The sequence below is a fragment of the Agrobacterium sp. CCNWLW155 genome (assembly GCF_036888815.1).
Lineage (GTDB): Bacteria > Pseudomonadota > Alphaproteobacteria > Rhizobiales > Rhizobiaceae > Agrobacterium > Agrobacterium radiobacter.
The window spans coordinates 18651-43776 of record NZ_JBAKFW010000012.1; the positions used below are offsets into that span (position 1 = coordinate 18651).

General features: G+C 59.5%; 26 protein-coding genes. 16 read left to right on the forward strand and 10 right to left on the reverse strand.

Annotated elements, in window-relative coordinates:
* Nucleotides 1-14: 14 nt before the first annotated feature.
* From V6S97_RS24280 to V6S97_RS24300, 5 genes are all read right to left on the reverse strand, one after another.
* Nucleotides 15-1391, reverse strand: coding sequence for an FAD-binding oxidoreductase (locus V6S97_RS24280; RefSeq protein ID WP_080864581.1), 1377 nt, complete (start codon nt 1389-1391; stop codon nt 15-17).
* A gap of 113 nt (nt 1392-1504) precedes the next feature.
* Nucleotides 1505-2107, reverse strand: coding sequence for a 2-hydroxychromene-2-carboxylate isomerase (locus V6S97_RS24285; RefSeq protein WP_111792876.1), 603 nt, complete (start codon nt 2105-2107; stop codon nt 1505-1507).
* A 12-nt stretch (nt 2108-2119) separates the two neighbouring features.
* Nucleotides 2120-2692 carry a TetR/AcrR family transcriptional regulator gene (locus V6S97_RS24290; protein WP_020813052.1) on the reverse strand — a complete coding sequence of 191 codons (573 nt, stop codon included), beginning with the start codon at nt 2690-2692 and terminating at the stop codon, nt 2120-2122.
* A 49-nt stretch (nt 2693-2741) separates the two neighbouring features.
* Nucleotides 2742-3770 (reverse strand): ketopantoate reductase family protein, encoded by a 1029-nt coding sequence (locus V6S97_RS24295; protein WP_003504255.1) that lies wholly within the window; start codon nt 3768-3770, stop codon nt 2742-2744.
* Nucleotides 3771-4080: 310 nt separating this feature from the next.
* Nucleotides 4081-4923: an NADPH-dependent oxidoreductase gene (locus V6S97_RS24300; RefSeq protein WP_003504257.1), complete on the reverse strand. Its 843-nt coding sequence runs from the start codon at nt 4921-4923 to the stop codon at nt 4081-4083.
* Between the two features lie 394 nt (nt 4924-5317).
* On the opposite strand from V6S97_RS24300, the gene V6S97_RS24305 reads away from it, so the two are divergent.
* Both V6S97_RS24305 and V6S97_RS24310 read left to right on the forward strand, forming a co-directional pair.
* Nucleotides 5318-6925: an ABC transporter substrate-binding protein gene (locus V6S97_RS24305; protein ID WP_111792877.1), complete on the forward strand. Its 1608-nt coding sequence runs from the start codon at nt 5318-5320 to the stop codon at nt 6923-6925.
* 40 nt (nt 6926-6965) lie between these two features.
* The gene (locus V6S97_RS24310) at nt 6966-8057 is read left to right on the forward strand and encodes a rhodanese-like domain-containing protein (protein ID WP_020813050.1); all 1092 of its coding nucleotides are present in this window, start codon (nt 6966-6968) and stop codon (nt 8055-8057) included.
* A 49-nt stretch (nt 8058-8106) separates the two neighbouring features.
* Here V6S97_RS24310 and V6S97_RS24315 read toward each other — a convergent pair whose 3' ends face one another.
* Nucleotides 8107-9351 carry an MFS transporter gene (locus tag V6S97_RS24315; protein WP_112293675.1) on the reverse strand — a complete coding sequence of 415 codons (1245 nt, stop codon included), beginning with the start codon at nt 9349-9351 and terminating at the stop codon, nt 8107-8109.
* A 91-nt stretch (nt 9352-9442) separates the two neighbouring features.
* Here V6S97_RS24315 and V6S97_RS24320 point away from each other — a divergent pair, with 91 nt between their 5' ends.
* Nucleotides 9443-10300: a LysR family transcriptional regulator gene (locus V6S97_RS24320; protein WP_031234483.1), complete on the forward strand. Its 858-nt coding sequence runs from the start codon at nt 9443-9445 to the stop codon at nt 10298-10300.
* Nucleotides 10301-10348: 48 nt separating this feature from the next.
* Here the strand turns inward: V6S97_RS24320 and V6S97_RS24325 are convergent, their stop codons facing one another.
* Nucleotides 10349-10957: a nucleotidyltransferase domain-containing protein gene (locus tag V6S97_RS24325; RefSeq protein WP_112293678.1), complete on the reverse strand. Its 609-nt coding sequence runs from the start codon at nt 10955-10957 to the stop codon at nt 10349-10351.
* A 54-nt stretch (nt 10958-11011) separates the two neighbouring features.
* The gene (locus V6S97_RS24330) at nt 11012-12364 is read right to left on the reverse strand and encodes an aminotransferase-like domain-containing protein (protein WP_020813047.1); all 1353 of its coding nucleotides are present in this window, start codon (nt 12362-12364) and stop codon (nt 11012-11014) included.
* 132 nt (nt 12365-12496) lie between these two features.
* Between V6S97_RS24330 and V6S97_RS24335 the strand changes: the two genes are divergently transcribed.
* From V6S97_RS24335 to V6S97_RS24355, 5 genes are all read left to right on the forward strand, one after another.
* A complete protein-coding gene (locus V6S97_RS24335) occupies nt 12497-12901 on the forward strand; it encodes a VOC family protein (RefSeq protein WP_031234481.1) in 405 nt (134 codons plus the stop codon).
* 39 nt (nt 12902-12940) lie between these two features.
* Nucleotides 12941-13570: a LysE family translocator gene (locus V6S97_RS24340; protein WP_020813045.1), complete on the forward strand. Its 630-nt coding sequence runs from the start codon at nt 12941-12943 to the stop codon at nt 13568-13570.
* Between the two features lie 50 nt (nt 13571-13620).
* The gene (locus tag V6S97_RS24345) at nt 13621-14466 is read left to right on the forward strand and encodes a PhzF family phenazine biosynthesis protein (protein ID WP_020813044.1); all 846 of its coding nucleotides are present in this window, start codon (nt 13621-13623) and stop codon (nt 14464-14466) included.
* Between the two features lie 27 nt (nt 14467-14493).
* Nucleotides 14494-15090 (forward strand): NUDIX domain-containing protein, encoded by a 597-nt coding sequence (locus V6S97_RS24350; protein ID WP_020813043.1) that lies wholly within the window; start codon nt 14494-14496, stop codon nt 15088-15090.
* Nucleotides 15091-15235: 145 nt separating this feature from the next.
* Nucleotides 15236-15787 (forward strand): DinB family protein, encoded by a 552-nt coding sequence (locus V6S97_RS24355; RefSeq protein WP_003504276.1) that lies wholly within the window; start codon nt 15236-15238, stop codon nt 15785-15787.
* A gap of 40 nt (nt 15788-15827) precedes the next feature.
* Here the strand turns inward: V6S97_RS24355 and V6S97_RS24360 are convergent, their stop codons facing one another.
* Nucleotides 15828-16715, reverse strand: coding sequence for a LysR family transcriptional regulator (locus V6S97_RS24360; protein WP_003504277.1), 888 nt, complete (start codon nt 16713-16715; stop codon nt 15828-15830).
* Nucleotides 16716-16842: 127 nt separating this feature from the next.
* Here V6S97_RS24360 and V6S97_RS24365 point away from each other — a divergent pair, with 127 nt between their 5' ends.
* A complete protein-coding gene (locus tag V6S97_RS24365; RefSeq protein WP_020813042.1) occupies nt 16843-17196 on the forward strand; it encodes an antibiotic biosynthesis monooxygenase in 354 nt (117 codons plus the stop codon).
* Nucleotides 17197-17225: 29 nt separating this feature from the next.
* Here the strand turns inward: V6S97_RS24365 and V6S97_RS24370 are convergent, their stop codons facing one another.
* On the reverse strand, nt 17226-18146 hold the full coding sequence (locus V6S97_RS24370) for a LysR family transcriptional regulator (RefSeq protein WP_003504282.1): 921 nt from the start codon (nt 18144-18146) through the stop codon (nt 17226-17228).
* Nucleotides 18147-18300: 154 nt separating this feature from the next.
* Here V6S97_RS24370 and V6S97_RS24375 point away from each other — a divergent pair, with 154 nt between their 5' ends.
* The 7 genes from V6S97_RS24375 to V6S97_RS24405 all read left to right on the forward strand — a co-directional run bounded on the left by V6S97_RS24375 (nt 18301) and on the right by V6S97_RS24405 (nt 25121).
* On the forward strand, nt 18301-18960 hold the full coding sequence (locus tag V6S97_RS24375) for a hydrolase (RefSeq protein WP_020813041.1): 660 nt from the start codon (nt 18301-18303) through the stop codon (nt 18958-18960).
* Nucleotides 18961-19273: 313 nt separating this feature from the next.
* Nucleotides 19274-20182: a LysR family transcriptional regulator gene (locus V6S97_RS24380; RefSeq protein ID WP_020813040.1), complete on the forward strand. Its 909-nt coding sequence runs from the start codon at nt 19274-19276 to the stop codon at nt 20180-20182.
* Nucleotides 20183-20308: 126 nt separating this feature from the next.
* Nucleotides 20309-21112, forward strand: coding sequence for a carbon-nitrogen hydrolase family protein (locus V6S97_RS24385; RefSeq protein WP_020813039.1), 804 nt, complete (start codon nt 20309-20311; stop codon nt 21110-21112).
* Nucleotides 21113-21127: 15 nt separating this feature from the next.
* Complete coding sequence (locus V6S97_RS24390) at nt 21128-21793, forward strand: RraA family protein (RefSeq protein WP_003504292.1); 666 nt, start codon at nt 21128-21130, stop codon at nt 21791-21793.
* A gap of 62 nt (nt 21794-21855) precedes the next feature.
* Nucleotides 21856-22896 carry an ABC transporter substrate-binding protein gene (locus tag V6S97_RS24395; protein ID WP_111834965.1) on the forward strand — a complete coding sequence of 347 codons (1041 nt, stop codon included), beginning with the start codon at nt 21856-21858 and terminating at the stop codon, nt 22894-22896.
* A 276-nt stretch (nt 22897-23172) separates the two neighbouring features.
* Nucleotides 23173-24246 (forward strand): ABC transporter ATP-binding protein, encoded by a 1074-nt coding sequence (locus V6S97_RS24400; RefSeq protein ID WP_020813037.1) that lies wholly within the window; start codon nt 23173-23175, stop codon nt 24244-24246.
* Nucleotides 24243-25121, forward strand: coding sequence for an ABC transporter permease (locus tag V6S97_RS24405; protein ID WP_020010153.1), 879 nt, complete (start codon nt 24243-24245; stop codon nt 25119-25121). Before V6S97_RS24400 ends, V6S97_RS24405 begins: the two co-directional genes overlap by 4 nt.
* Nucleotides 25122-25126 lie beyond the last annotated feature (5 nt).

A 25126-nucleotide genomic window follows, 5' to 3' on the forward strand; every position in this document is an offset into this window, starting at 1 on the left:
GCAACGTGGCAATTCTATTTCGGCAGGATTTTCCCCGGATTCATGATGCCGGCAGGGTCGACCGCATGTTTGATGAGCGCCATCAGATCAACCGCGTCGCCATGTTCCTCGCGCAGATAAGCGATTTTCCCGGTGCCGACGCCGTGTTCGCCGGTCGAGGTGCCGCCGATGGAGAGGGCATATTGCACCATCTTCTTGTTGATGGCCGCCACTTCGCCGAGCTCTTCCGCATTGTCGGGATCGACCGCAAAGACAACATGATAATTGCCGTCGCCGACATGGCCGAGGATAGCCGCCGGCACGCTGCAATCCTTCAGAAGTTCGCGGGTCTTTAATATGCAATTGCTGAGCTGTGAGACCGGGACACAGACATCCGATGACCAGCCTTTGGCGTTTGGCCTCTGCGATACGACGGCGTAAAACGCGTTATGTCTCGCTTTCCAGAGACGATTGCGTTCTTCGGGTGCATTGGCCCACTCGAAATCCTTGCCGCCATGTTCCTCCACGATGGCGGATACCATGTCGACCTGTTCCTGAACGCCGGCGGGTGAGCCATGAAACTCGAAAGCCAACGTGTCCTCGATCTTCAGGTCCAGCCCGGAATAGGCGTTGACGGCCCTGATCAGGCCACGGTCCATAAGCTCCATGCGGGCGACCGGGATGCCCAGCTGCACGACCTGAATGGCTGATGCCACCGCCTGTTCGACGCTCTCGAAAGAGCAGAGCGCCGCCGAGATGGTTTCCGGTATTCCGTAGAGACGAAGCGTTATTTCGGTGATGATCCCCAGCGTTCCTTCCGAGCCTACAAATAACCGCGTCAGATCATATCCGGCGGAAGATTTTCTGGCGCGACCGCCGGTTCTGATGATCTGACCGGTCGGCAGCACCACGGTCAGCCCGAGCACATTTTCCCGCATCGTTCCGTAGCGGACGGCATTGGTGCCCGAAGCGCGGGTTGCGGCCATGCCGCCAATCGAGGCGTTTGCGCCAGGGTCGATGGGAAAGAATAATCCCATGTCTCGCAGATATGTGTTCAACTGCTCCCGCGTGACGCCGGCCTCAACCGTGCAATCCAGATCTTCACTGCTGATACGGGTTATCGTCGACATGCGCGAAAGGTCGATCGAGACCCCGCCATTGACAGCCGTCAAATGCCCCTCGAGCGAAGTGCCGGCGCCGAAAGCGATGACGGGCACCCCTTCCGCTGCGCATAGCCGCACGATCTCGGATACTTCGGAGGTGGTTTCAGCGAAAGCGACCGCATCGGGAAACACGGCTGCATGATGCGCTTCACCGCGCCCATGCTGCTCGCGCAATGTCAGGGACGTTGAAAGACGCTCCCCGAGGAGGTCCCCCAGGGATTGGATGAGAGAAGAGGACAGGTCAGGCATAAGAAGATTCCGTGGGAGCCTGGCAGCGGAATGCCACGGCAGACTTACAAACGTTGAAGGCGAAGCGCGCGCCCGGCGGAACGCCAGACTGTCTCCGCCATCTGGCGGTGATATCAGGCGGCGAGCTTTTCGCCCCTGAGATGACACTCTAGGAATGGAAGGCTATCCTGCCCCCAGTAGAGTTCATCCTGATAGCGATAGGTTGGCACGCCGAACACGCCGGCTGTCCTGGCGGCTTCGAAGCTGGCCTTTTGCAATGCCGCAACCGCATCGCTTTGGCCGTGGTTGTCGAGCGCTGCAGCATCAAAGCCTGCGGCTGTCGCAATGGCCCCTCGGACATCTGCGTTGCCGATGTCTTCACCACGAACCCAGAAGGCCTCCTGAAGCGCAGCTGCCAGCTTGAGCCAGTCATCGCCTGTCTCGATCGCCGCCGCGACTATCAGGCCGGCGGGTGCGGGATCCGAGAGAGCGGCGCGATTGTCGAAATTGAGCACTTTTCCGCGCAATGCCGCCCAGCGCTTCAGATCCCTGATCCAGTAGGCGCGTCTGGCCTCCGGGCGGTTTCGTGAATAAATGCCGCCGTTCTCCTCGATCAGCGGAATGACATGAGGGCGGATCGTGGCACCCTGTTCTTTCGCCAGCACAGCAAACGGTTCAAGACCGATGAAGGCCCAGGGGGAGCCGATGCTGAAAAAATAATCGATCGTCTTTGTCATTGTCTGCTGCTTTCAGTTGGGTTGATTGGTGGAGGCGGCGGCCGTGTCGAAGACGGAGAGAGCACAGTCTCGCGCAATCAGCACTGCTTTGGGATCGCGTCTGACGGCGACGGTTGCCAGTGCCCCTTCGTAGAGAAGCGACAGATGGGCAGAGGCAATCTCCACCGTGCTGCCGGCTCTTGCCAGGACAGCGGCAAACACGTCCCTGACCTTCGCCTTATGGGCACGCGCAACGACCACGACGCGTTCGGACTCGCCATGTTCCGCAACCGCAAGAGCGAAGGCGCAGCCGCGAAAATCCGGGCTATCGGCCTTTTCGTGGAGTTGCTCGAAGATCAACCGGATTTGCTCCTTCGGAGTCATGTCGGCATCCAGCACTTTATGGAGCGAATGGATTACCCGCTCGTGACGCGCCTCCAGATAGGCTGCAACGAGATGATCCTTCGACGGGAAATGCCGATAGAGCGTCGCCTTCGCCACATTCGCTTCTTCGATGATACGATCTATGCCGACAGCCCGGATGCCCTCGCGATAGAAGAGTGTGCCAGCGGCGGTGAGGATATGGTCTGATATGGCTTCTCGCATTATCGTTTCACACTGTCGTTTCAAAAGTCGCGCTGATACGGATTGCCGGTCATGAAGTGACGGCAGGACTGGCATGCGCCGCCCGGTCCGGGGCGGCGATGAGAGACGTGATCGCATCGAGCGGCAGCGGCTTTGAAAACCCGCCCTGATGTGCCAGCTTTCCGGCAAGCGTTTGCACGGCTTCGTTATAGGGCGTCGGAACGCCGTGAATCCGGCCCAGCAGAACGATTTCGCCATTGAGGAAATCCACTTCGCTCGAGGCTCCGCGCCTGAAGCTCTGCCAGGTCGATTGCTGGCCCGGATGAATCCCGCTGTTCGGCGCAACCCGCCAGTTCGAGATGTCGAGGCTTCGCTCGGAGGGCGAGGCAAGGGTGTAGCCTGCCGCTTCCAGCACATGTCGCGCCTCATCCACCAGCGCCGCGCTGATCCTGTCGTTCAGATCGGCCGGACCGTCGAACAGTTCCAGGGCATTGCGAACGTTGTGAAGGAGCTTTGCTGCTTTCCATCGGCGGATATCGTCGCTTGGCTCGGCAAGATATCCCGCCCTGTTCAGGTCTGCCGTGACCTGCGCGGTCACGTCATCCTGTCCGAGCGGAAAGCGCCCGACTGTCACGATGCCCAATTGCGGCTCGCCGCCAACCACCACCTTGCCGGTTTCGGTGAACCGCGCCGGGGTCAGAATGCTTGCGCCATAGACCCTGGAAAATGTTCTCAGGGCATTTGCTTCGGTCGCCAGTCCATTTTGAAAAGTTACGATCGGAAGATTTGCCGCCGCCGGTGTCGTTGTGTTCGAGATGCTTTGCCAGGACCAGAAGGCGAGCGCGCTGACGGCATCCTGCGCTTTCACGGTGAGCAGGAGGACATCATCCGGCGTCAATTCCGGAATATCTGTCAGGTCGAAAACCCTCAAATCGATCTGCCGCGTCTCCGAGGGGCGCTGAAAGGTGAGGCCATGCTGCCTGATATGGCTGATCTGGGCGCCCCGTCCGAAAAGCGCATAGTCAATGCCTGAGAGTGCGAACTGCGCTGCAAGGCTCGCGCCCACCGCACCGGCGCCGATGATAACGTAACGTGGCATCTGTCGTTTCTCGTCTTGTCTTTTTCGCGCTCCGGATTTCCCGGAGAGCTTGGCTGCTGATAGGTTCGGCGCTCTGTGCGGATAGCAATTGAGGATCGCGGTAACACACGGTTCAAAAGCACTCTGGGACAGATCGTAAAGCCTGCGAGCAGTTTGAAGGAAGACCGGTCATTCTATATCTACTAATTTTGTAGAAAATCAGTTCCCGAAATCGGCGATTTCGGGAGAGATTGCGCTGCCCCTGGCAGGCGGTCCGTTATCGCCGAGCCAGGCGCGCGTCTGCGTTCGATGCGGGCAGCTGCAACACAGTTTATTTGATGCCGAAACCGAGACGGCGCAATGTCTGGCTCAGTTCCGCGCGGCCTTTGAGCGCGGCGGCGTTCTCGACACGCTGGGAAATGGGTGCTGTCCAGCCGTTTTGCGGCAGGCCCTGTTTTTCCTGAAACGTCTTCAAGACCGCGTCATAGGAATCAAGATCATCCCGTGCGGCCTCCGAATAGGTTTCATGAAACAAGATGGATGACTGGGGCAGGCGCGGTTTGACGTCGGTTTTCACGGCCGGGTCTGGATAACCCACGGTGAGGCCAAAGACGGCAATCGTTTCGGGAGGCAGGTTCAGTTCGCGGGATACGTCTTCCGGCCTGTTGCGAATGCCGCCAACGTAGCAGGAGCCGAGACCGAGTGAATCGATTGCGGCAACGGCGTTCTGCGCGGCCAGCGCCGCATCGATGGCGCCGATCAGGAAGCTTTCCAGATAATCCAGCCCTTCTCCGCTGTTGCCGTGGTTGGAAGCGACCGTTCGCAGCCGCTTCAGGTCGATAAGCCAGATGAGGAAAACAGGTGCATCCTTTATATGGGCGTTGCCGCCCGTGAAGCCCGCCAGACGTGCCTTGCGCTCCTTGTCCTGCACCGCCACCACGCTCCACGCCTGAAGATTGGAGGATGTGGGCGCAGATTGTGCGGCTGCGACCAGAAGTTCCAGGCTGCCCTCCGGCAGAGCTTTCGGCAGATAGGCGCGGGCGGTGCGATGGTTCAGCAAGGCGTCGATCGTGTCATTCCAGAAAGGCGGAGAAAAATCGGCCTGTGTTCCGTAGCGGGCCTCAACACGCTGCTGCGGGATTTCCAGTTTGGTGATCGGACTGGAGAGGGTCATCGTGTGTAGCTCCGTAATGTTGGGAGTGGGGGCAGGCCCGGATGAAGGTCGGAAAGGTTGAGATGCCTTCCACTTGATATGCTTTGCCGGTGCCTGTGCCGAGCAATGTCTTACTCATTGGCGATTTTTCAGGGAAACAACATTTCCATAAGACGTCCGGGAGTCGTGCTGTCGAGATTTCCTTTTATCTCGCCATGTTGGGAAGAAACGCAACGGCGGTCCAAGGTAGCGCAATTATTCAGCACAAATTTTGGTGCCTGGCTGCATACGTATTGGAATAAAATTCTGCAAGAAATGTTTTCTTTGATGGTCGAGAAGAATTTTCTTCTTAAGAACATGCCACTTTGCCCCGATGCTTTCACTATCGAAACGACGTTTTCAAACGGGGATTTTCATGACGATAGGACGCCGCCAGTTCAACAAGATGCTTCTTCTGGCAACGGCAGGAACGGCCCTGCCGGGTTCGGTATTCGCCGCAAGTGACGATGCGAGCCGGCCCGTCTCCGGCGGCACGCTCAAGCTGCTCTATCGTGTCGATCCCGGCAACGCACTTTTCGCCATCAACACATCGTCAGGCACGGGGCAGGCGATCGGCCCGAAGATCGTTGAAGGTCTTCTGACATTCGATTTCGACCTCAATCCGCGGCCCTTGCTGGCAACGGAATGGTCCGTTTCGGATGATCACCTGCGCTATACGTTCAAACTCCGGCCGAATGTGAAATGGCATGACGGTGAGGATTTTACCTCGGAAGACGTTGCCTTTTCGATTTTCCGTCTGAAGGAAGCCCATCCGCGCGGCCGCATTACCTACCAGAACGTCGAGGCGGTGGAGACGCCGGATCCCCTGACCGCCATTATCGTGCTGTCCAAACCGGCGCCGTTTCTGATTGCCGCGCAATCGAGTTCGGAATCGCCGATCGTGCCGAAGCATATTTTCGAAAAGCTGAAACCGGCCGATGGTCAGACATTGCAGACCGCGATTGGCACCGGTCCTTTCAGGCTGACGGAGTGGACGCCGGGCAGTCATCTGATCTTCGATAGAAACCCCGACTATTGGGATGCCGGCAAACCTTATCTCGATCGCATCATTCTGCGCATCATCACCGACCCGGCCGCGCGGGCGGTGGCGCTGGAGACGGGGGAAGTCGATATTGGCGACAACCCGGTGCCGCTGGCAGACCTTGAGCGATTGAAGCAGAACCCTGATCTCGTCCTGGACACGAACACCTATGCTTATGCGGGGCCGCAGCAGCAGCTGTTCTTCAACTACGATAATGAAATCTTCCGCAAGAAAGATGTCCGCCTGGCCATTGCGAAGGCGATCAACCTCGATGAAATCGTCAATGTGGCGCTCTTCGGTTATGCGCAGATATCGCCGAGCCCCGTCAGCACCGCCCTGCCGAACTGGTATGACGCATCCGTCAAGGCCCATGCCTATGATCCCAGGGAAGCGGAAAAATTGCTCGATGCGGCGGGATATCCCCGCAAGGAAGACGGCAAACGTTTTCCCGTGCGGTTGACCTACAATTCCTATCTGACGCCCGGCTTTGCCGACGTCCTTCGCAGCCAGCTTGAAAAGATCGGCATTGCCGTCGAAATCCGCAAATACGACCTGCCGACCTATCTGAAGACGGTCTACACGGACCGCGCCTTTGATCTGGTTGTGGAATCCCTTTCCAACACGTTCGATCCGTCGCTCGGCATCCAGCGGGCCTATTGGAGCAAGAATTTCAAGATCGGACTACCCTTTTCCAACGCGGCCAACTACGCCAATCCGGAGGCGGATGCGCTTCTGGAGGCGGCGGCCATCGAGCCCGATGCGAAGAAGCGCTGGGTGACCTGGAGCAGGTTCCAGCATCTCATCCATGACGACGTCGCCTCCGTCGATCTTGTGGCGGCGGGAAGCCAGATCGTGGCGCACAGGCGCGTCAGGAACTACGTCACCGGCGCGCAGGGGCTGAACTGGAGTTTCGGCGACCTATGGCTCGATCCGACCGCTTGAAACCCGATGTGGAAACCAGAATTTGTCAGGAGAATATGCAATGTCCGTAAATGCTGTAACCAAAGACCGCCTCATCGAGTGGCTGACAGATGGCAAGGAACTTGCCGTTCTCGACATTCGCCCCACAGAAGAGGTGGGATATGCTTCCCCATTGTTTGCGACCAACCTTCCGGCTGAAAGGCTGGATGCGGAAATCGACCGTTTCATTCCGCGCCCTGTCGTGCGAACCGTTCTGGTGGATGATGGCAAGGGAAGCGCAGAGCAGGGGGCGGAGCGGCTTGCCGCCAGGGGCTGGAGCGATATTCACTTTCTGCGCGGCGGAATTCCGGCATGGATCGAGGGCGGCCTTGACGCCTTGCCGACATTCGATATTCCCGGCGTTCCTTTCGTCCAGAAGGTGAGAAGCGAAAAGAACACGCCAGTGGTTTTCGCCCGTGAACTGAAGGCGTGGCAGGAAGCCGGCGAGGATGTTGTCGTCATCGACACCCGCACAATAGCGGAATATGAAAAGGCGCATGTGCCGGGCGCCATCGGCGTACCCGGTGCCGAACTTCTGCTGCGTTTTTCCGACCTCGTGCCGTCACCCGACAAAAGGGTTGTCGTCTCCTGCGCGGGCCTTCCCCGCGCAATCCTCGGGGCGCAGACATTGATCGACGCCGGTGTTGAAAACGATGTCAGCTATTTGCACGATGGCACGCGCGGCTGGACGGATGACGGGTTTGAGCTGGAAACGGGGCGTTCGCAAACATATCCGCCCGCCAGCGATGATGCGAAAAATATCGCGAAGGCGCGTCTGGAGACCTTCTCCCGGCAAGACGACCTGCAGTTCATCGATCGCGCCACGGCCGAGACATGGCTGCGGGACACGGCGCGAACGACCTATTTTCTCGATGTGAGAACACCGGAAGAATTCGCAGCCTCCCACCTTAAAGGTTCGATTTCCTCGGAAGGCGGCCAGCTTCTCGGCGTTGCCTATCGCACCATTGCCGTGCGCGGAGCACGGGTCATTCTGGTGGATGATCTGCTGGGCGCCCGCGCGCGTGTTGTTGCCCATTGGCTGAAACGCCGGGGCTTTGAAATCTCCCTTCATCTGCACGACTTCGAACAGGGTGTCGAGGCGGCGGCCGCATAGGTTTCCCAGACGGTAGATGTCACTCGATTGCCGCCGCGCCTCTCCCGTTTCATGAGGAGCCGATTTGAGCCTTCGGCAGGCGCGGCGATGAGATTGCCAGGGGCAGCGCTGTCACAACGACAGGCATGATCAGTGCGGACCATGCCGCCTCATAGCCGAAATGATCGACCAGAAGACCGAATATGTAGGGGCCGATTGCCATGACCCCCAAACAGATGGTGGAAGCGAAGGCAATTGTCGATGCTATCGAACCTTTCGGCGCACTTTCGGCGATTTGCAGAAGGTAAAGCGGAAACCACCCGATCCCGAATATTCCGAGCACGGCGAGCACGAAGAGGACAATGGTTGGCGCAGTGCCGATGGGGAGAGCCGCGAGGATTGCGGCAGCGCCTGCGGCAATAACGGATACCAGGCCGAACGATTGGGTGCGCAGTCCGGGTCGGAAGCGGTCACTGAGCCATGGCAGCAGAATCCGGCCGGGAATGCCGGCAAGCTGTGTTGCGGCAAACATGGACGATGCGGCAAAGAGGCCAAGCCCCAGCCCATCCGCCATGAAGCCGATGATGTGTGCGGTGAGGGTGAATTGAAATGCCGACATGGCGATACCAAGCCGCAATACGGGCCAGAAGCTCGAATTCCGCCCGACCTCGTGGATAAGTTTTCCCAGGGGAAGCGGGCGCTCGGTTTTAGCGGCGACATCGCCTCCTTCGCGATAGAGGCCCCAGAAGAGTACGGCGCCCAGGACGGAAACACCGGCGCAGAGCCATGCCGCCGCGTGCCAGCCGTAACGGACCGCCATGAATGGCAGGAGGGCGGCTGCGATCATGGTTCCGAAAGGAACCGCGGCCTGCCGAAACCCTGTCGCTATGCCACGTTTGGCGGGGGGGAACCAGCGCATGATCGCCCGCGTGCCGCCCGGTTGGACCGCAGCATAGGTGCCGCCGAGAAATGCGATGCACAAAAGCAGCGCGGGCAGGCTGTTTGCGAATGCCGCCGCGCAAGCCATCGCGAGCGCCATGCCGAGCATGGCAATGCCGACGATGCGGCGCTCGCCGTGAATGTCGATGGCGCGGCCGAGCGTGAACATCGTCACGATCTGAACACCGTTCATGACGGTCACGGCCAGTGATGCGGATGCGAGGGAAATACCGAATGCTTCCCGCCAGAAGGGCACGAGAATGTAAATTCCCTGCGATACGAACGAGCCCGCGGTTTGCGTCGCGACTGCCACGGCAAGGACTGCCCAGATCCGGCTGTCGGTGGCGGGCGTGGGCGAGGAAATCTGTGACGACACGAAAAGCTCCTATCATGGGTTTTCGTGCAATAGCGCTCGCGACTATCAGATAGAATTAGGGGCTTGCACATTTCAGCGATAACAGCTTGTTATGCGAAACATGCGCTCATTGGATCCCGAGGCCGTCGAGGCTTTTCTTCTTGTTGCCGAACTGCAGTCGTTCACACGGGTTGCAGGGGTGATGAACACATCACAGGCCGCTATATCCCTGCGCCTGCGCCGGCTTGAGGACATGCTGGGGCATCGCCTCGTCGAACGGACGCCGCGCCGGGTGCGTTTGACGACGGCCGGCGAACGCTTTCTGGAGCCCGCGCGTGCTTATGTCGCGGCCGGCCGCCGTGCGCTTGATGTCTTTGGGCAGGAGCCGACCCGTCTCGCGATCGGTTTCACGCATCATTTGATTGGAGCCGACCTGCCTCGGATACTCCGGGTGATCAGCGAGCGCGAGACGAGCGTTACGCTTCATCTGCGCACGGCCGGCACCCGGACCCTGCTTGAACTCTACGATGCCGGCGAGCTCGACGCGATCGTCGTGTTGCGGCATGATGATATCCGCCGGGATGGCGAGCTGCTGTTTCAGGAAAGCTTCGGCTGGTATTGCAGCGCGGATTTTGATCTGCCTTCGAACGCGCCGGTGCCGCTGGTGCTGCAACCCGAACCCTGCAATTTGCGGGCCATGGCCCTTCGGGCGCTGGAGGCGGCGGACATCGCATGGCGGGAGGTATTCGTTGGAACTGGGGCAACGGCGGTAGGGGCGGCTGCCGAAGCCGGGATCGGCGTCGCACTGCTGGCGCGAAGTGTTGCGCCTGCCGGTCTGCGTGAGGTGAGGGACGGCCTGCTCCCACAGCTCTCAAAGCTGAATGTGGTAATGATTTCCGCGGTCACGGGCGATCACGCGAACGCGGTGCTGCGACGGATCACGCGGGCATTTCAGTCGCCTCGAACCTGAAATGCTATTTTCGAATTTCGAACGAGACCACAATAAGGCGGCCTGAGATCACGGCGCCTGTATCCAATCGTGACCCGGGTGAAGGCGGTTAAGGCAGTCTTTGAGCCATTGTCGTTCCGAAAGAGGTAACCCTGGCTGGGCTCTTGCGAAGTCTTCCTCATCCTTGGTGCGTCTGTGCTTCGCCTTGAACAGAAGCACGGCGGAGGGATTAAGGTGAGGAATGCCGTCAGCGCTCAGCGACACCATTTCGATACGGGGCCGCGTCATTTCCGGATTTCTCTTGTAAACCCAGGTGTCATTCGTTCCCGGCTCGATCATCATATCGGCGCGCCAGCATCCGGCAGCGCGATCGAAGCACCAGATCTGGAAAATCTCGGGAGCCGGATCCCGATCCGCCGGTAACGGCTCGATAACGCCATCGTTGACGGTGTAGAACGCCATGTAACCCAGCTTCCGGCGAAAGATGCCCAAATCTTCACGCAGGACCGTGAACTCAAGATCATCATGCTCGCGTGTCTTGCTGCCCAGCCACAGGTCGAGAGCCCAACCGCCAACAACGCACCATGGCCTCGATACACCGTCCAGTCGCCGTGACAACTGGGCAGGGCTCCACGCGTTCCAGGCATCCTGGTCCGGTATAGGCGGGTGATCATTCATAATATACGGTCACTTTCATTCAAATCTCGTGCTGTTGCTTGTTTCCTGATGGCGTCAAGCCCCGCGTTTCAGTAGTCCGGCCAGAAGCTTCAGCGCTTCCGTGAGATCGTCGAAGGACGGGCCGCCGAGGCAAAGGCGAATGCCGCTCGCCTGATCATCGGGATTAACAAGCATGGCTTCCGGAGGGGTCAACTTGATGCGCATTGCCGCAGCGGCGAATGCGAAGCGATTGGCGGCGTCGTGTTCCATTGGCAGCCAGACGTTGTATGCATCGGGATGCGCGCCAAGCTGGTTCGTGCCGAGCAGGGAAACGGCCAGGCTGGAGCGCCGTTGGGCCTCGTGGCGCAAATCGCGCTGGATCGAAGAGATGATGCCGGAGGTCAGCCAGTCCTCAACCACCGCGCAGGAGAGCGCGGATGGGGCCATCGGCATGTCCTGCAGAAGGTCTTCGGCGGTTTCGTGCAGACCGGCTGGTAAAGCAAGGACGCCGATCTGCAAGCCGGGGCCAAGGGACTTGGAGAGCCCGTTCACATGAAACGAGATTTCAGGAGCCAATGACGTCAGCGGCGGCAAGGCTTCCGCGGATGCCGCATAAACACCGTCCTCGATGATCCATACCCCCGCCCGGCGGCAAATATCCGCAATGACCTGCCGCCGCGCCGCCCCCATGGTAACGGTTGTCGGATTATGCAGGGTCGGCGTCAGATAGATTGCTGTGCAGTCACTCGATGGGGTGCCATCCAGCGCCGCCGCCAACGCTTCCGGCACCATGCCTTCGGCATCGATTTCGACGCCCTGCATCCGGTAACCTTTCCGCCGGGCCAGCGCGATGGCGCCGGGATAGGTGATCCGTTCGGTCAGGAGCAGGCCCTTGGGGCCGCAGGCTAGATCGAAGGCCAGGGCCAGCGCCTGACGGGCGCCGCTCGTCAGCACTAGATGTGAGGGATCGATGGTGAGACCCTGCGTTTCGAGCCAGCGGGTCAGAAGGCGGCGGTGTTCCAGATGCCCCGCGGGCGGGGCATAAAGATTGATATGATCCGCATCGATCCTGCGCGCGATCCCCGTCAGCGTCTTTGCGAGAATGCGGGCGTTGAGCGTGGCCGGCGGTGCGTTGGACGAGAGGTCAATCTGCCGGTCGTTATGCGCCTCCCGGATCGCCACGAATGTTCCCCGGCCCTTGACGCTGCGTGTCAGCCCGCGCCGTTCCAGAACGGAATAGGCTTTTGTCACCGTGCCAAGGCCCACCCCCAGTTTCCACGCGAGATCGCGATGGGCGGGCAGGCGGTCACCGCCCGCCAGCCGCCCCTCGATGATGTCATCGGCGAGGGCAAGCACCAGCCGTTCTGCGGCATTCGCCTCAATGTCTGCAAGACGGGGAGTCCAGGGGGATTGCAGCAGCACGTTCATACCTTCGATAAAAGTGTCACGTTACACTATTTCAATAAACAGCAAGTGTAACATAGGCTATGACGAGGCTGATTGATATCCACACTTTACGGCGGCCGGCCTGCCATCCTGCCGGCGCGCTTAGAGGATCAAATGTTCAGCCATGTAACCGTCGGAACGCGTGATCTTGAGCGGGCGGAACGCTTTTATGACGCCGTGCTTGCCCCGCTCGGTCTGAAGCGGCGAACCGTGACCCCTGATGGCGGGCCTGCGGCGCTTTGCTGGGTGAGGGCGCAATCCCCGTTGCCCCGTTTTTATGTCTATCAGCCCTTCAATGGCGAACCGGCAACGGTTGGCAACGGCGGCATGGTTGCCTTTCTGGCGCCGTCGACAGAGGCGGTGACTGTGGCCCATGCCGACGGCCTTGCGCATGGCGGCACGGACGAAGGAGGTCCGGGGCCGCGTCCGCATTATGGAGAGGGTTATTTCGGCGCCTATCTACGTGATCCTGACGGCAACAAGGTCCACATCGTGCATCGCGGAGATCTCCAGCAATAGTGCTTGGGGAGGCCTGTCCTGTTTCCGGAGAAAGTCAGAATGATCGCCAGCCAGATCGCCCTCGTTTACGGCACCTATATCGTCGCCACCGCCAGCCCGGGCCCGAGCAACATGGCGATCATGGGAACGGCGATGCGTGACGGCCGTCTGCCCGCCCTTGCTTTGACGGCTGGCGTCATCACCGGCTCGCTGTTCTGGGCGATCCTGGCGGCGACGGGCATGTCGGCCGCGCTGGCCGCCTATACCCAGGCGCTTTTCGTCATCAAGATATTCGGCGGCGTTTACCTGCTGTATCTGGCTTTTCGAGCGGGCAGGTCGGCCATGAAGCCGGTCTCCGACTTTGTGAGTGTGGATACCGGGCGCGCGACGCCGCGCTATCGGGCGCTCTACCGGCAGGGTCTTCTCATGCATATCGGAAACCCGAAGGCCATCATGGCCTGGATAGCGATCATGTCGCTGGGGTTTCGCGAGGACGCGCCTGCGGGCATGTTGCCGGCGATCATTGGCGGCTGCGCCATTCTCGGCGTTATCGTGTTCGGCAGCTATGCACTTCTCTTTTCCACCGCCTCGATGATTGCGCTCTATACCAGATTGCGGCGCTGGATCGAATCCGTGCTTTCCGTGGTATTTGCCGCCGCCGGGCTGAAACTGCTTCTCTGGCAGAACTGACAGTCCCACCATCCGCGTTGCCGATTAATCCCAACTGAAAGAGCCATGTCATGAGTTTTGCTATCCATATGATCGATGTATTCGGCTCCGGGCCGCTTTCCGGCAATCCGCTGGCGGTCGTCATCGGTGCTGATGCCTTATCGACGGATGAAATGCAGCTGATGACGCGGTGGTTCAACCTTTCCGAAACCACCTTCCTGCTACGGCCCACCCATCCGCAGGCTGATTACCGGGTCAGGATATTCTCGCTGGACAGGGAGTTGCCCTTTGCCGGGCATCCCACACTGGGCAGCTGCCATGCCTGGCTCTCCGCCAATGGCATGCCCGGGCAAGAAACGGCGATTGTTCAGGAATGCGGCGCCGGGCTGGTCACGATCCGGCGCTCGCATGGACGGCTTTCTTTTGCAGCTCCGCCGCTTATCCGTTCCGGCGCGCCGACGCCCGCCGAGCTGGAAGATGCGCGGCAGTTTTTGGGGATCGAGGCTTGCGACATCATCGATGCGGCATGGATCGACAATGGTCCGGGCTGGCTGGGGATCAGGCTGGCGTCGGCCGAAAAGGTGCTTGGCATCACCCCGGCCCGCAGCTGGACCCATCACATCGATATCGGTGTGGTTGGCCCTCATGCGAAAGGCGGCGAGACCGCTTTTGAGGTTCGCGCTTTCTTCAGCGATCATCTGGGCGCCATCGTTGAAGACCCCGTCACCGGAAGCCTCAACGCCTCATTGGCGCAATGGCTGTTCGCAACGGGCGTGGTTGGCGAAGACTATGTCGCGGCGCAGGGAACGCGCCTTGGCCGCCATGGCCGTATCTACCTTACCCGCGATGATGCCGGCCAGATATGGGTCGGCGGCGAAACGCGCACGCATGTCGAAGGCCGTTTACTCGGCCTTTGAAAGACAGATGAAAACGAGGTGACTTTGATGAATAGCAGTGTTTACCGCCCTATTTCCGAGCGCGTATTGGCCGATGATTGGGGGCGGCTGACCAAGTATGAATATGAACTCCAGCTGAGGGACGGAAGCTGGCAACGGCAGACCCGGGAGGCATATGATCGCGGCAACGGGGCGACATGCCTGTTGTACAATCCTGCCAGCGACAATGTCCTGCTGACCCGTCAGTTCCGGTTGCCGGTTCTCCTGAATGGCGGTCTGGAATCGCTGATCGAGACACCGGCGGGGTTGCTGGAAGGCGCAGACCCGGCGACGCGAATGCGTGCGGAGTTGATCGAGGAAACCGGTTATGAGGTTTCCGAACTTACGCATCTGTTCGATATCTATATGAGCCCCGGATCGGTCACGGAATATCTCGCCTTTTTCTATGGCGAATATGCCGAGAAACATAAGGTCGGGGCAGGCGGCGGTTCAGCGGACGAGGGCGAAGACATCGATGTGCTGGAAATCGCCTTGCCTGAGGCTATGCGCATGATCACCCGCGGCGATATTCGCGATGCCAAGACGATCATTCTGCTCCAGCATCTCGCTATCCGGCTTCTGCAGGAAAAGGCCACGGCACGCTGATCCTCGCCTCCGGATTTATCGATCCGGGACAGGTGCCGATCATCCTCTCATCGTTGGCCGGCAACAATGCTTCTGATCCGGCGCGACAGCGCCGGATCAACCCGATCATCGTTTTTGAAGTTCAAAAATACGAAGGAGTTTCAGCATGGATATTGCGCCGCTCAGCCCCGTTCACGCATCCACCGCATCGGCAATAGATACCTTGAAAATGCTGGTACGCTACAAAGCCTGGGCGAACGGGTTGACGTTCAGAAGCGTGATGGACCTGCCGGAAGGTGAAGCCCTTCGGCAGCGGCCGACGCGGTTCGGAAACATGGTGCATACGCTGAACCACGTTTATGTGGTGGACGATATTTTCAGGCATCATCTACAAGGAAAGAAACACAGCTACACCGCCCGCAACACCGACCATACGCCCGCAATTGGCGAATTATGGGAAGCCGTTCAGGAAATGGACCGCTGGTATGTCGATATGGTCGATACCTGGTCAGACGGGGATCTCGCGAAAGCCGTTCATTTCGAATTTGTCGGAGGAGGAGAAGGCGTCATGACCCGCGAGCAGATCGTGCTGCATATCGTCAATCATGGCACCTATCACCGCGGCTTTGTCGGCGACATGATGTATCAGGTGCCTTTTACGCCGCCGTCAAACGATCTTCCCGTCTTCATCAGGGATCACTATCGCGGCGCTTACTGAGCGCTTGCGCATCGTTTTATGCCCTTTGCCGTTGGTGCTATCACCGGGTGAAAAGATTGGCGGCCATATAGTCTACAAATGCTCTGACTTTTGGAGAAAGATATCGATTGGTCGGCCAGAGGACGCGGAAGGTCCCTGTGTCGGCCATATAGTCGTCCAGCAGCGATACCAGTTTCCCGTCAGCGACTTCGGACGTCACGGCGAATGACGGCAGGCATGTTATGCCGAATGAACGTTCCGCAAGGTAGATCAGGGGTTCCAGCGTGCTCGCAACGGTGGCGACCGGCAGATCGATCCTGATCTCGCGGCCTTCGCGAACCAGGGGCCACGGCTCAAGCTTTCCGGAATTGGCGAAGCGATGGTGAAGACAGCGGTGCCGGACAAGATCTTCCGGAATCTCCGGACGGCCATGCGCCTCCAGGTAGCCGGGCGCCGCCACGATGCTGTGCCTGAACGTGCCGAGCTTGCGGCTCATCAGCCGTGTGTCCCTGATCTCGCCGGTTCGGATGACGGCGTCGAATCCCTCTTCGATGACGTCAACCAGACGGTCTGTAAAATCAAGGTCGAGGCTGATTTCGGGATATGCCTCCATGAAGGCGGATATCGTCGGCATCAGCAACATGCCTGCCAGCGGAAGGCTGACACGCAGTTGCCCGCGCGGAACGGCCTGCGATCTCGATAATTGCGCCTGCACGGTCTCATATTCCGACTGGATGCGCCGGCAGGTATCGAGGAAGAAACTCCCGTCCTCCGTCAGTGCCATGCTGCGTGTCGAGCGATTGAACAGTCTTACGCCCAGCTCCTCCTCCAGACGTGCAATGGCTTTTCCGACGGCGGATCCGGAGATGCCGAGACGATGCCCGGCGGCCACGAAGCTTCCCGCTTCCGCCACCTGAATGAATATGCCGAGGGTTCCGAGCTTGTCCATGATGTCGTGATTAAGGAATTTTTGTCCGGTATGTTGAGAATAGCAGCTCGTTTATCCGCTATTTTCCTTCCGATATCCAGATGTCGTCGCGGCTGAAATGGCCCGAAGCTTCAAATGGAGATAATTCATGGAAACGAAACCTATCGCAGCTTTTGCGGACTCGCCCGCTCCCACGACCTTTGTTGTCAACGTCATTCATGCCCATCCGGGAAAGCAGGACGAAGCCTTCGCCATCATTCAGGATGTCGTTCACTATGTTGCCGAACGAAAGGAAGGGTTCCTCTGGAGCAGCCTTGCGAAAAGCACCGACGGAGAGACGGTCGTTAATGTCGAGGCCATTCAGGGAACCGGCAATGTCGACGAGTTCTTTTCCGATCCGCAATTCGTCGAAAAATTCCGGAAACTGGATACCGTCTCCAAAAGCGAGTTCCACACATATACGGTCGGCGATCTGGTCCTGCCAAAGCCCGTGGCCGTGTGACAGACGTACGGCTCTGAAAAATGTGCCGGTCAGGCAGCTGCCGGGGGGCTTCCCCCGGCATTGGAGAGGGACGCCGCCGCCGGGCCGTGATCGAAGCATTCGATCAGCATTTCAGTGAGAACCCGGATTTTTCTGACGGGATGTTGCCCCGGCGGTCTGACGACATATATCCCGGCCGGCGGCGGCGGATGACGTTTCATCACCTGCACAAGCTCGCCTGAGGCCAGATAATTTTTGACGAGATCGTAAGGCAGCACGGCGACCCCCAATCCGGCTGCTGCGGCGACGGCAAGAGCGACCCCGTTATCGGCCTTGAACCGTCCCTGCGGGCGAAGAGTTATCACCTTGTCGCCATCCATCACCTGCCAGGTTTCCGTTCCCTGCATGAGAGCCTGATGGGTCACGAGTTCCTCCGGTGTCTCCGGAGAGCCGTGGACCTCGATATAGTCCGGGCTGGCGACGAAAATGCCGTAGAGGGGGCCGACGCGTCTGGCGACGAGGTTGGAGTCTGGAAGGGTGCCGACCCGGATCGCACAATCGTATCCTTCTGCAATCAGGTCCACGAAACGATCGGTGTAACAGGTCTGTATCTGGAGTTGAGGATGACGGCGCGCCATCTGCGCAATCACCAGCGCGAAATGCGTTGGGCCGAAGGAAAGCGGCGCAGCAATCCGCAGGCGGCCACGGAGCTCACCAGCCGGAAGGATTGTCTCTCTGGCGACGTCGATTTCGGCTGAAATCCTCGCCGCATAGTCGCGGAAGGTTGCGCCCTCCTCCGTCAGGGAAGCACCGCGTGTGGATCGGGCCAGAAGCTGGACACCAAGCTCCGCTTCAAGCCGCACCAGCCGCCGGCTGACCATCGATTTGGAGATACCGAGCCGCAGCGCGGCCGCTGTGACGCCTCCCGCATCCGCAACTTCGACGAATGTCCTGATATCTTCGATATCCATTCAAGCGTTCCCCATTCTGCGACACAGCTTAGCACGGACAAGGACTACCGCATCAGAAACGGGAATGACAAGTTTCGTCCCGCGGCAACGCCCAAGGGGGTGCATGCCTTTTGCGCAAGCGCGCTTCAATAAACCACCAATATAGGATGAACCCATGACCTTTCGTAACGGCCTTGATTCGCTTCTCCGTCCTGAAGACTCGGTCCTCGTTCTGATCGATCACCAGCCCTATCAGTTAGCAAACCTGAACAGCCATGATCCGCAAGCTGTGGTCAACCTCACGACCGCGCTGGCAAAGCTGGCTAAAGCTTTCAATGTTCCGACCGTTCTCACCAGCGTGATCGCGGCGCGCGGTGGCCTTCTCTTCAAGCAGATCACCGACGTGTTCCCCGGCCAGGAGGTCATCGACCGCACCTGGGTGAACACCTGGCAGGACGAGAATGTGGTGAACGTCGTCAAGGCGACCGGCCGCAAGCAACTGATCATCGCGGGCCTTTGGACCGAGGTCTGCGTCGCAATGCCCGTCATCCAGGCGGCCGGCGAAGGCTGGGACGTGACCGTGATCACCGACGCGTCGGGCGGGATTTCGAAGGAGTCTCACGAAGTTGCCATCCAGCGAATGATCGCTGCCGGCGCGAACGTGATGACCGTGATGGCGCTTGCTGGCGAATGGCAGCGCGATTGGGCGCGCACCGAGCATGTCGAGGAACTGACCGAGATTCTCATTCAGCACTTCGGCGGCAGCGGCATCGCTTATCTCTGGGAGCAGCAGCTTCTCAACACGCCGGCGCCGACCACAAAGGGCGGACACTAGAACCGGCAGGGATGGCGGGCGTCTGTCGGCCCGCATCCCGTCCTCTCCGAATATGCGGATTGACCCCTTCTGAATTGAGCAAGGCGTGCGGCCGCGACGGTTCCACTGTTGCCTCGACGCGGAAGGGGCTCTCCATTCGCAGCTGCATGGCACCGCCGGCGCGACCCCAATGAGAAAGGGAGGCGCCGGCGTTGATCCCTTGCTTATCGGCGCGCGCATCGGACATACTGGCTCCTGAACCAAAAAGGCCAAGGGCAAGACGAAGCCAGAGACGCAGAGCTGGATCGCGGAGCCATGCGAGGAGATGGACCCCATGAACACGCGATTCCTCGAAACTTTCCTCTGGGCAGCACGATTGAGCAGCTTTTCGGCGGCTGCGGAACGTTTGCACACGACGCAGGCGTCGGTCTCCAACCGGATTGCCGCGCTGGAGCGTGAGCTCGGTGTCGTGCTGTTCACGCGCGATGTGCGCTGCGTCAACCTGACACCCGCCGGTCGTCTGGCGTTGCAGCATGCCGAAAAGATCGTCAACCTCACCGGCGAGTTCCGCCAGATCGTCAGTAACCGGGAGGCGTTGAGGGGCACCGTGCGCATCGGTGCTGCGGATACGATCGTGTACGCCTGGCTGCCGCTGCTTATCCGCCGGATGAACGAACAATATCCCGGTGTCAGCCTCGATCTGACCATCGATACCAGCCTGAAACTTTCCCAGCGCATCCAGAACGGCGAGGTGGATGTCGGTTTTATCATGGGGCCGATCATGGCGGCGGATATCTACAACTCACCGCTCTGTACCTTCGAATCCTGCTGGGTCGGCGCTGTCGAGCTGCCGCTGCCGGAAACGGGTGTCACGCTCGAAGATATCGCGCATTTTCCGCTGCTTACCTTCTCGACCGGGTCGCAGCCGCACCAGGCATTGCGCGCGCTCCTCGATTCCCATGGATTGTCCGACAGCCGCATCTATAATTCCAATTCTCTGTCGATCATGACCCGGCTGGTGGCGACCGCCGTTGGCGTGGGCGCGCTGCCGCGCGTGCTGGTGGACGGCATCATCAAATCGGGCGAAGCGCGTATTCTCGACATCACGCCGCCGGTGCCGCCCCTTACCTTTCACACGGTTTACCAGGAGCGCGGCGACAATGCGCTCGCCCGAGCCATCGCCGACATGGCGACGGAAATCGTTAGTGAAACCACCACGCAATGGATGATCGCTGCGGCTTAAATTTTATGCTGCGGCGCAAAATGATTAATCCATAAGCTTATCTTATGGGTTTCGATAGAGTTTTTCCGTTTGTCAGGAAAACAGTTCCCGTTCTTAATTCTCCTCGCAACATGAGAGGAGAGCAACGTGAAAGTCTCACTTGTTCAAATGAATACCCAGAATGACAAGGCAGAAAATCTTAAGGTTGCTGCCGATTTGATTGAGAAGGCGGTCAAGGCGGATAATCCAGACCTTGTTGTTCTTCCTGAGTACTTTGCATTTCTTGGAGATAATCCTCAGGAGATGCATGAAAGCGGCGAGGAATTTCCCGGTGGTGAAATCTATACGCTGCTTTCGGGGCTAGCAAAGAAGCACGCGATCACGCTGCACGCCGGCTCCATCGTCGAGAAGGAAGGCAACCGCTTCTATAATTCGACACTCGTTTTCGGTCCTGATGGCAAGCAGATTGCCCGGTACCGCAAGATTCACCTGTTCGACGTCGATACGCCGAACGGCATCAGCTATCGCGAATCCGATTCCGTGGCCCGTGGCGAAGAGGTCGTGACCTATAAGGTCGGTGACAAGACGGTTGGTTGCGGAATTTGCTACGATATCCGCTTCCCGGAACTGTTCCGCGCCCTGCGGGACAAGGGCGCCGATGTCATCGTTCTGCCAGCCGCCTTCACGCTGATGACAGGCAAGGACCATTGGGAGGTGCTGGCTCGTGCCCGCGCCGTCGAAACCCAGACTTATTTCCTCGCTGTCGGCCAGATAGGCGCTCACGCGGGTGGCAAGAAGGCCTGCTGGGGTCATTCCATGGTCATCGATCCCTGGGGCCATATCGTCGCCCAGTGCTCTGACACTGTCGGAACAGCGGGGGCTGCCCTCGATTTCGACTATTCGACCAAGGTGCGCGCCAACGTGCCGGTGGCAAACCACCATGTGCTCTGATCGGAGAAAGACCTGATGTTTATCGTCAACCCCATGCCGGAACAGATCAGCGGCGACATTATCGAGCTTCTTGAGAAGGTCGAAGTCGCAACGATTGGTCATGTGCTTCACTCCGGCTTTGTCGATCCTGAAATCCGGGCCGTTCTTCCGGGCAAGCGCGTGGCGGGCACCGCCGTCACCCTGCGTATCCCGAACGCGGATTCGACCATGCTCCACTACCTGACGCAACTCGTGCGTCCGGGCGATATCGTCCTCATCGACCGTTGCGGTGATACCCGCCACGCCTGCTGGGGCGGTGTCATCACCAACACGATGAAGATGGCTGGCGTCAAAGCCGGCGTCGTTGATGGCCCGGCGACTGACTTCTCTGAGTTCACCAAGGTCGACATGCCCATGTGGTGCCGCGGCCCGTCGCCGATCACCACCAAGATTCTTGGTCTGGAAGGTGCGATCAACATTCCGATCAGTGTCGGCGGCCAGGTGATCAATCCGGGCGATGCGATCCTGTGCGATGAAAGCGGCGTCGTCGCCCTTCATCCGAGCCAGGCGCGCGCCATGGCGGAGCGCGCCATCGGCATGCAGGAAGCTGAACTCGTGCTTCTGGAACGCCTGCGCAACGGCGAGAAGCTGCCTGATATTTCCGGGGCCAACAAATTCGTCCAGGCCAAGCTCAGCGCCTGACACAATCTTACGGGTGGCGGATCAGTTCGCCACTCCCAATAACAATAGAGGAGAACAGGACAATGAAGAAAACGATACTTCTGAGTGGGATTCTCATGCTTGGCGCGGCCGCCCTGCCGGCGCACGCCCAGCAGACCGTAACGTTCCTCGGTTATAGCGGCCTTTTCCAGGAGCGTTACACCAAGGCCGTCATCGAGCCTTTCATGGCCGCCAACCCTGACATCAAGGTCGATTATTTCCCGCAGCAGGGTTCTGCCGCCATGCTCGGCTCGCTGCGCGCCCAGAAGGCTGCGCCGCAGGCCGATATTGCGCTGATGGATGTTTCTGTCGCCAAGACCGGCACGGATGAAGGCCTGTTCGACAAGATCGATGAAAGCGTTACGAAGAATGTCGCCGACCTCTATCCGAACGCCCGCTTCGAGGGCGTCGCCGGCGTTGGCGTGACCTTCGACAACCTCGTTCTCATCTACAACACCGATGCGATCAAGACCGCACCGGACAGCTGGAATGCCCTGAAAGACAGCGCCTTCAAGGGCAAGGTCGCCATGCTCAGCGCCCCTGACATCGTCGGTATCGGCACGACCATCATCATGGACCACATGAATGGTGGCACCGATTTCATCAATAATATCGACGCCGGCATCAATGCCATGGCGGAAGTGGCGCCGAACATCCAGACATGGGAACCGAAGCCGGAAGTCTATCCGAATGTCGTCAATGGCCAGGTGTCGCTGGGCGTGGGCTGGAACGCCCGTAGCCAGGTGAATGCCGATGGTTCCAAGGGCAAGATGAAGGTGGTTCTGCCGAAAGAAGGCACGATCCTGCAGATCAACACGCTCAACCTCGTCAAGGGCGGCCCATCGTCCGAGGCGGCCCGCAAGTTCGTTGACTATGCGCTGAGCCCGGAAGCCCAGGCCGCCTTTACCGCCGCCATGTATTATGCGCCGACCAACGCCAAGGCCACGGTCGCTGCCGATGTGAGTGATCGCACGGTCGTCAAGGCGATGGACAAGGTTATCCCGGTTGACTGGATCGGCCTCTCGAAGGTTCGCGACCAGATCACGCAGGACTGGCGCCGCAAGGTCATCCCGCTCAGCCGCTAAGGCTTTCGCGCCCGGCGTGAAAAATGGCAAGACTTCCGCATCCCTCCGGGCTGGTGCGGAAACGGTATGGGCCTCGGCTCATTTCCTCCGTCGGTGTTGGGGTCGATGGAGGAGTGAGGTGGCTCGAGGGCCTGCGTTAGGGAAAGCACCGCGCACAGCGCAGGTGAATTTCCGCCGTGATTGCATAGATCAAGGGACAGGACATGTCCGAGACCCCGCCGGGGTGGGACATGTTCTGGAGAAAGGCAAAAAGCCAGAATGGGAACTTCAGACATCATGCAGCCAGGATTTCTCTCGATTCGTTCACTGACCAAGCGCTACGAGACTATGGTCGCCGTGGATAATCTCAACCTCGAGATACCCAAGGGCGAGCTGGTTGCCTTCCTCGGTCCGTCGGGTTGCGGCAAGTCGACGTCGCTGCGCATGATTGCCGGTCTTGCACCCGTGACGTCAGGTTCAATCCTGATCAACGGCAAGGACGTGACGCAGCTTGCACCCTATAAGCGCGACATTGGCCTTGTTTTCCAGAGCTATGCGCTCTTCCCGCATATGACGGTCCTCAGGAACGTCATGTTCGGACTTGAAATGCGCAAGGTGCCGGCCGCCGAAGCGGAACGGCGTGCCCGCGAGGCGATTGCCATGGTCCACCTGGAAGGGCGCGAGGACCGCCGTCCCGCCCAGCTTTCCGGTGGCCAGCAGCAGCGCGTCGCACTGGCGCGTGCGCTTGTCATCCAGCCCTCCATCCTTCTGTTCGATGAGCCTCTTTCCAATCTCGATGCCAAGTTGCGCGACGAGATGCGCTCGGAAATCCGCCGCATCCAGAAGCAGCTCGGCATTACCTCCATCTTCGTCACGCATGATCAGGTCGAGGCGCTCAGCATGTGCGACAAGGTCGCCGTCCTCAATGGCGGGCGTCTGGAACAGCTCGGCACCCCGCATGATCTTTACGAGCGTCCGGCAACGGCTTTCGTCGCCTCCTTCGTCGGCCGCACCAACAGACTGGTCGGAAACGCGGTCGGCGATCACATCACGGTCGGCGATGCGGTATTGCGGGCACCCGGTTCGCACAATGGCAAGATCGACCTTATGGTGCGGCCGCACCGCATGGTTATGACGGTTGCTGATGACGCCGTGCCAGATTTCGATGGCGCGCCGGTCAACCGCATCACCGGCGAGGTTCGTGACGTCTATTATGCCGGTGATATCCTCCACTACGAGATCTCAGCAGGCGGACAGACATTGTCGGTGGAGCGCGCCACCTCCGGCGGCGAAACGCCGGTTGCGGCCGGCAGTGCGGTCAGCCTCATCTGGCGCGTGGAGGACACGCTGGTCTTCGGAGCAGACCAATGACGGCGGCGGTCATGATCACGGCTCCCGGCAGCCGCACATCCTCCATGGTGTTTCTCGCAACGCTTCTTCTCGGGCCGATCATCGCGGTCAATGGCCTTGCCTTCGTGATGCCCGTCTTCAACCTGCTTTTGCTTTCCTTCCGTGAAAGCCTCGGCGGCGGCGGTCTCGGGGAAGCCCACACGCTCGACAACTGGTCGTCCACGCTGACCGATGGTTTTTATATCGAACTGATCGGCCAGAGCATCCTGACCAGTCTCCTGATCACCATTCTCACGCTCATCGCCTCCTATCCCATCGCCCTTTACCTTCACCGGGCGCAGGGCCGTTGGAAAACCCTGCTGCTGGTGCTGGTCATTTCGCCGCTTTTGACCTCGGCCGTGGTGCGCACCTATGGCTGGATCGCGATCCTTGCTGATGACGGCCTCATCAACAACATCCTCTTCGCACTCGGCGCCGAAAGCGGCGTGCGGTTGCTGTTCAACAAGGTTGGCGTCGTCATCGGCCTCACGGAAATCCTGATGCCCTATATGATCCTGGCGCTGCTTGCCGGTTTCGGCAGGCTTGATCCACGTGTCGAGGAAGCGGCCGAAACACTCGGCGCGTCGCCCTGGAAGGTGTTCTGGCGGATCATCGTGCCGCTCACCATGCCCGGCGTCGCGCTCGGTTGCCTGCTCTCCTTCGTTCTGGCGGTCAGTTCGTTCATCACCCCCAAGCTGCTCGGCGGTGGGCGCGTCTTCCTTCTGGCGACGGAAATCTACGATCAGGCCATCGTGACGCTCAACTGGCCACTCGCTGCGACGCTTTCGATGATCATCCTCGTGATCTTCGGTGCGGCGCTGGTGCTTTATTCCCGGCTTCTGCGGGCCATTCTTTAAAGGAG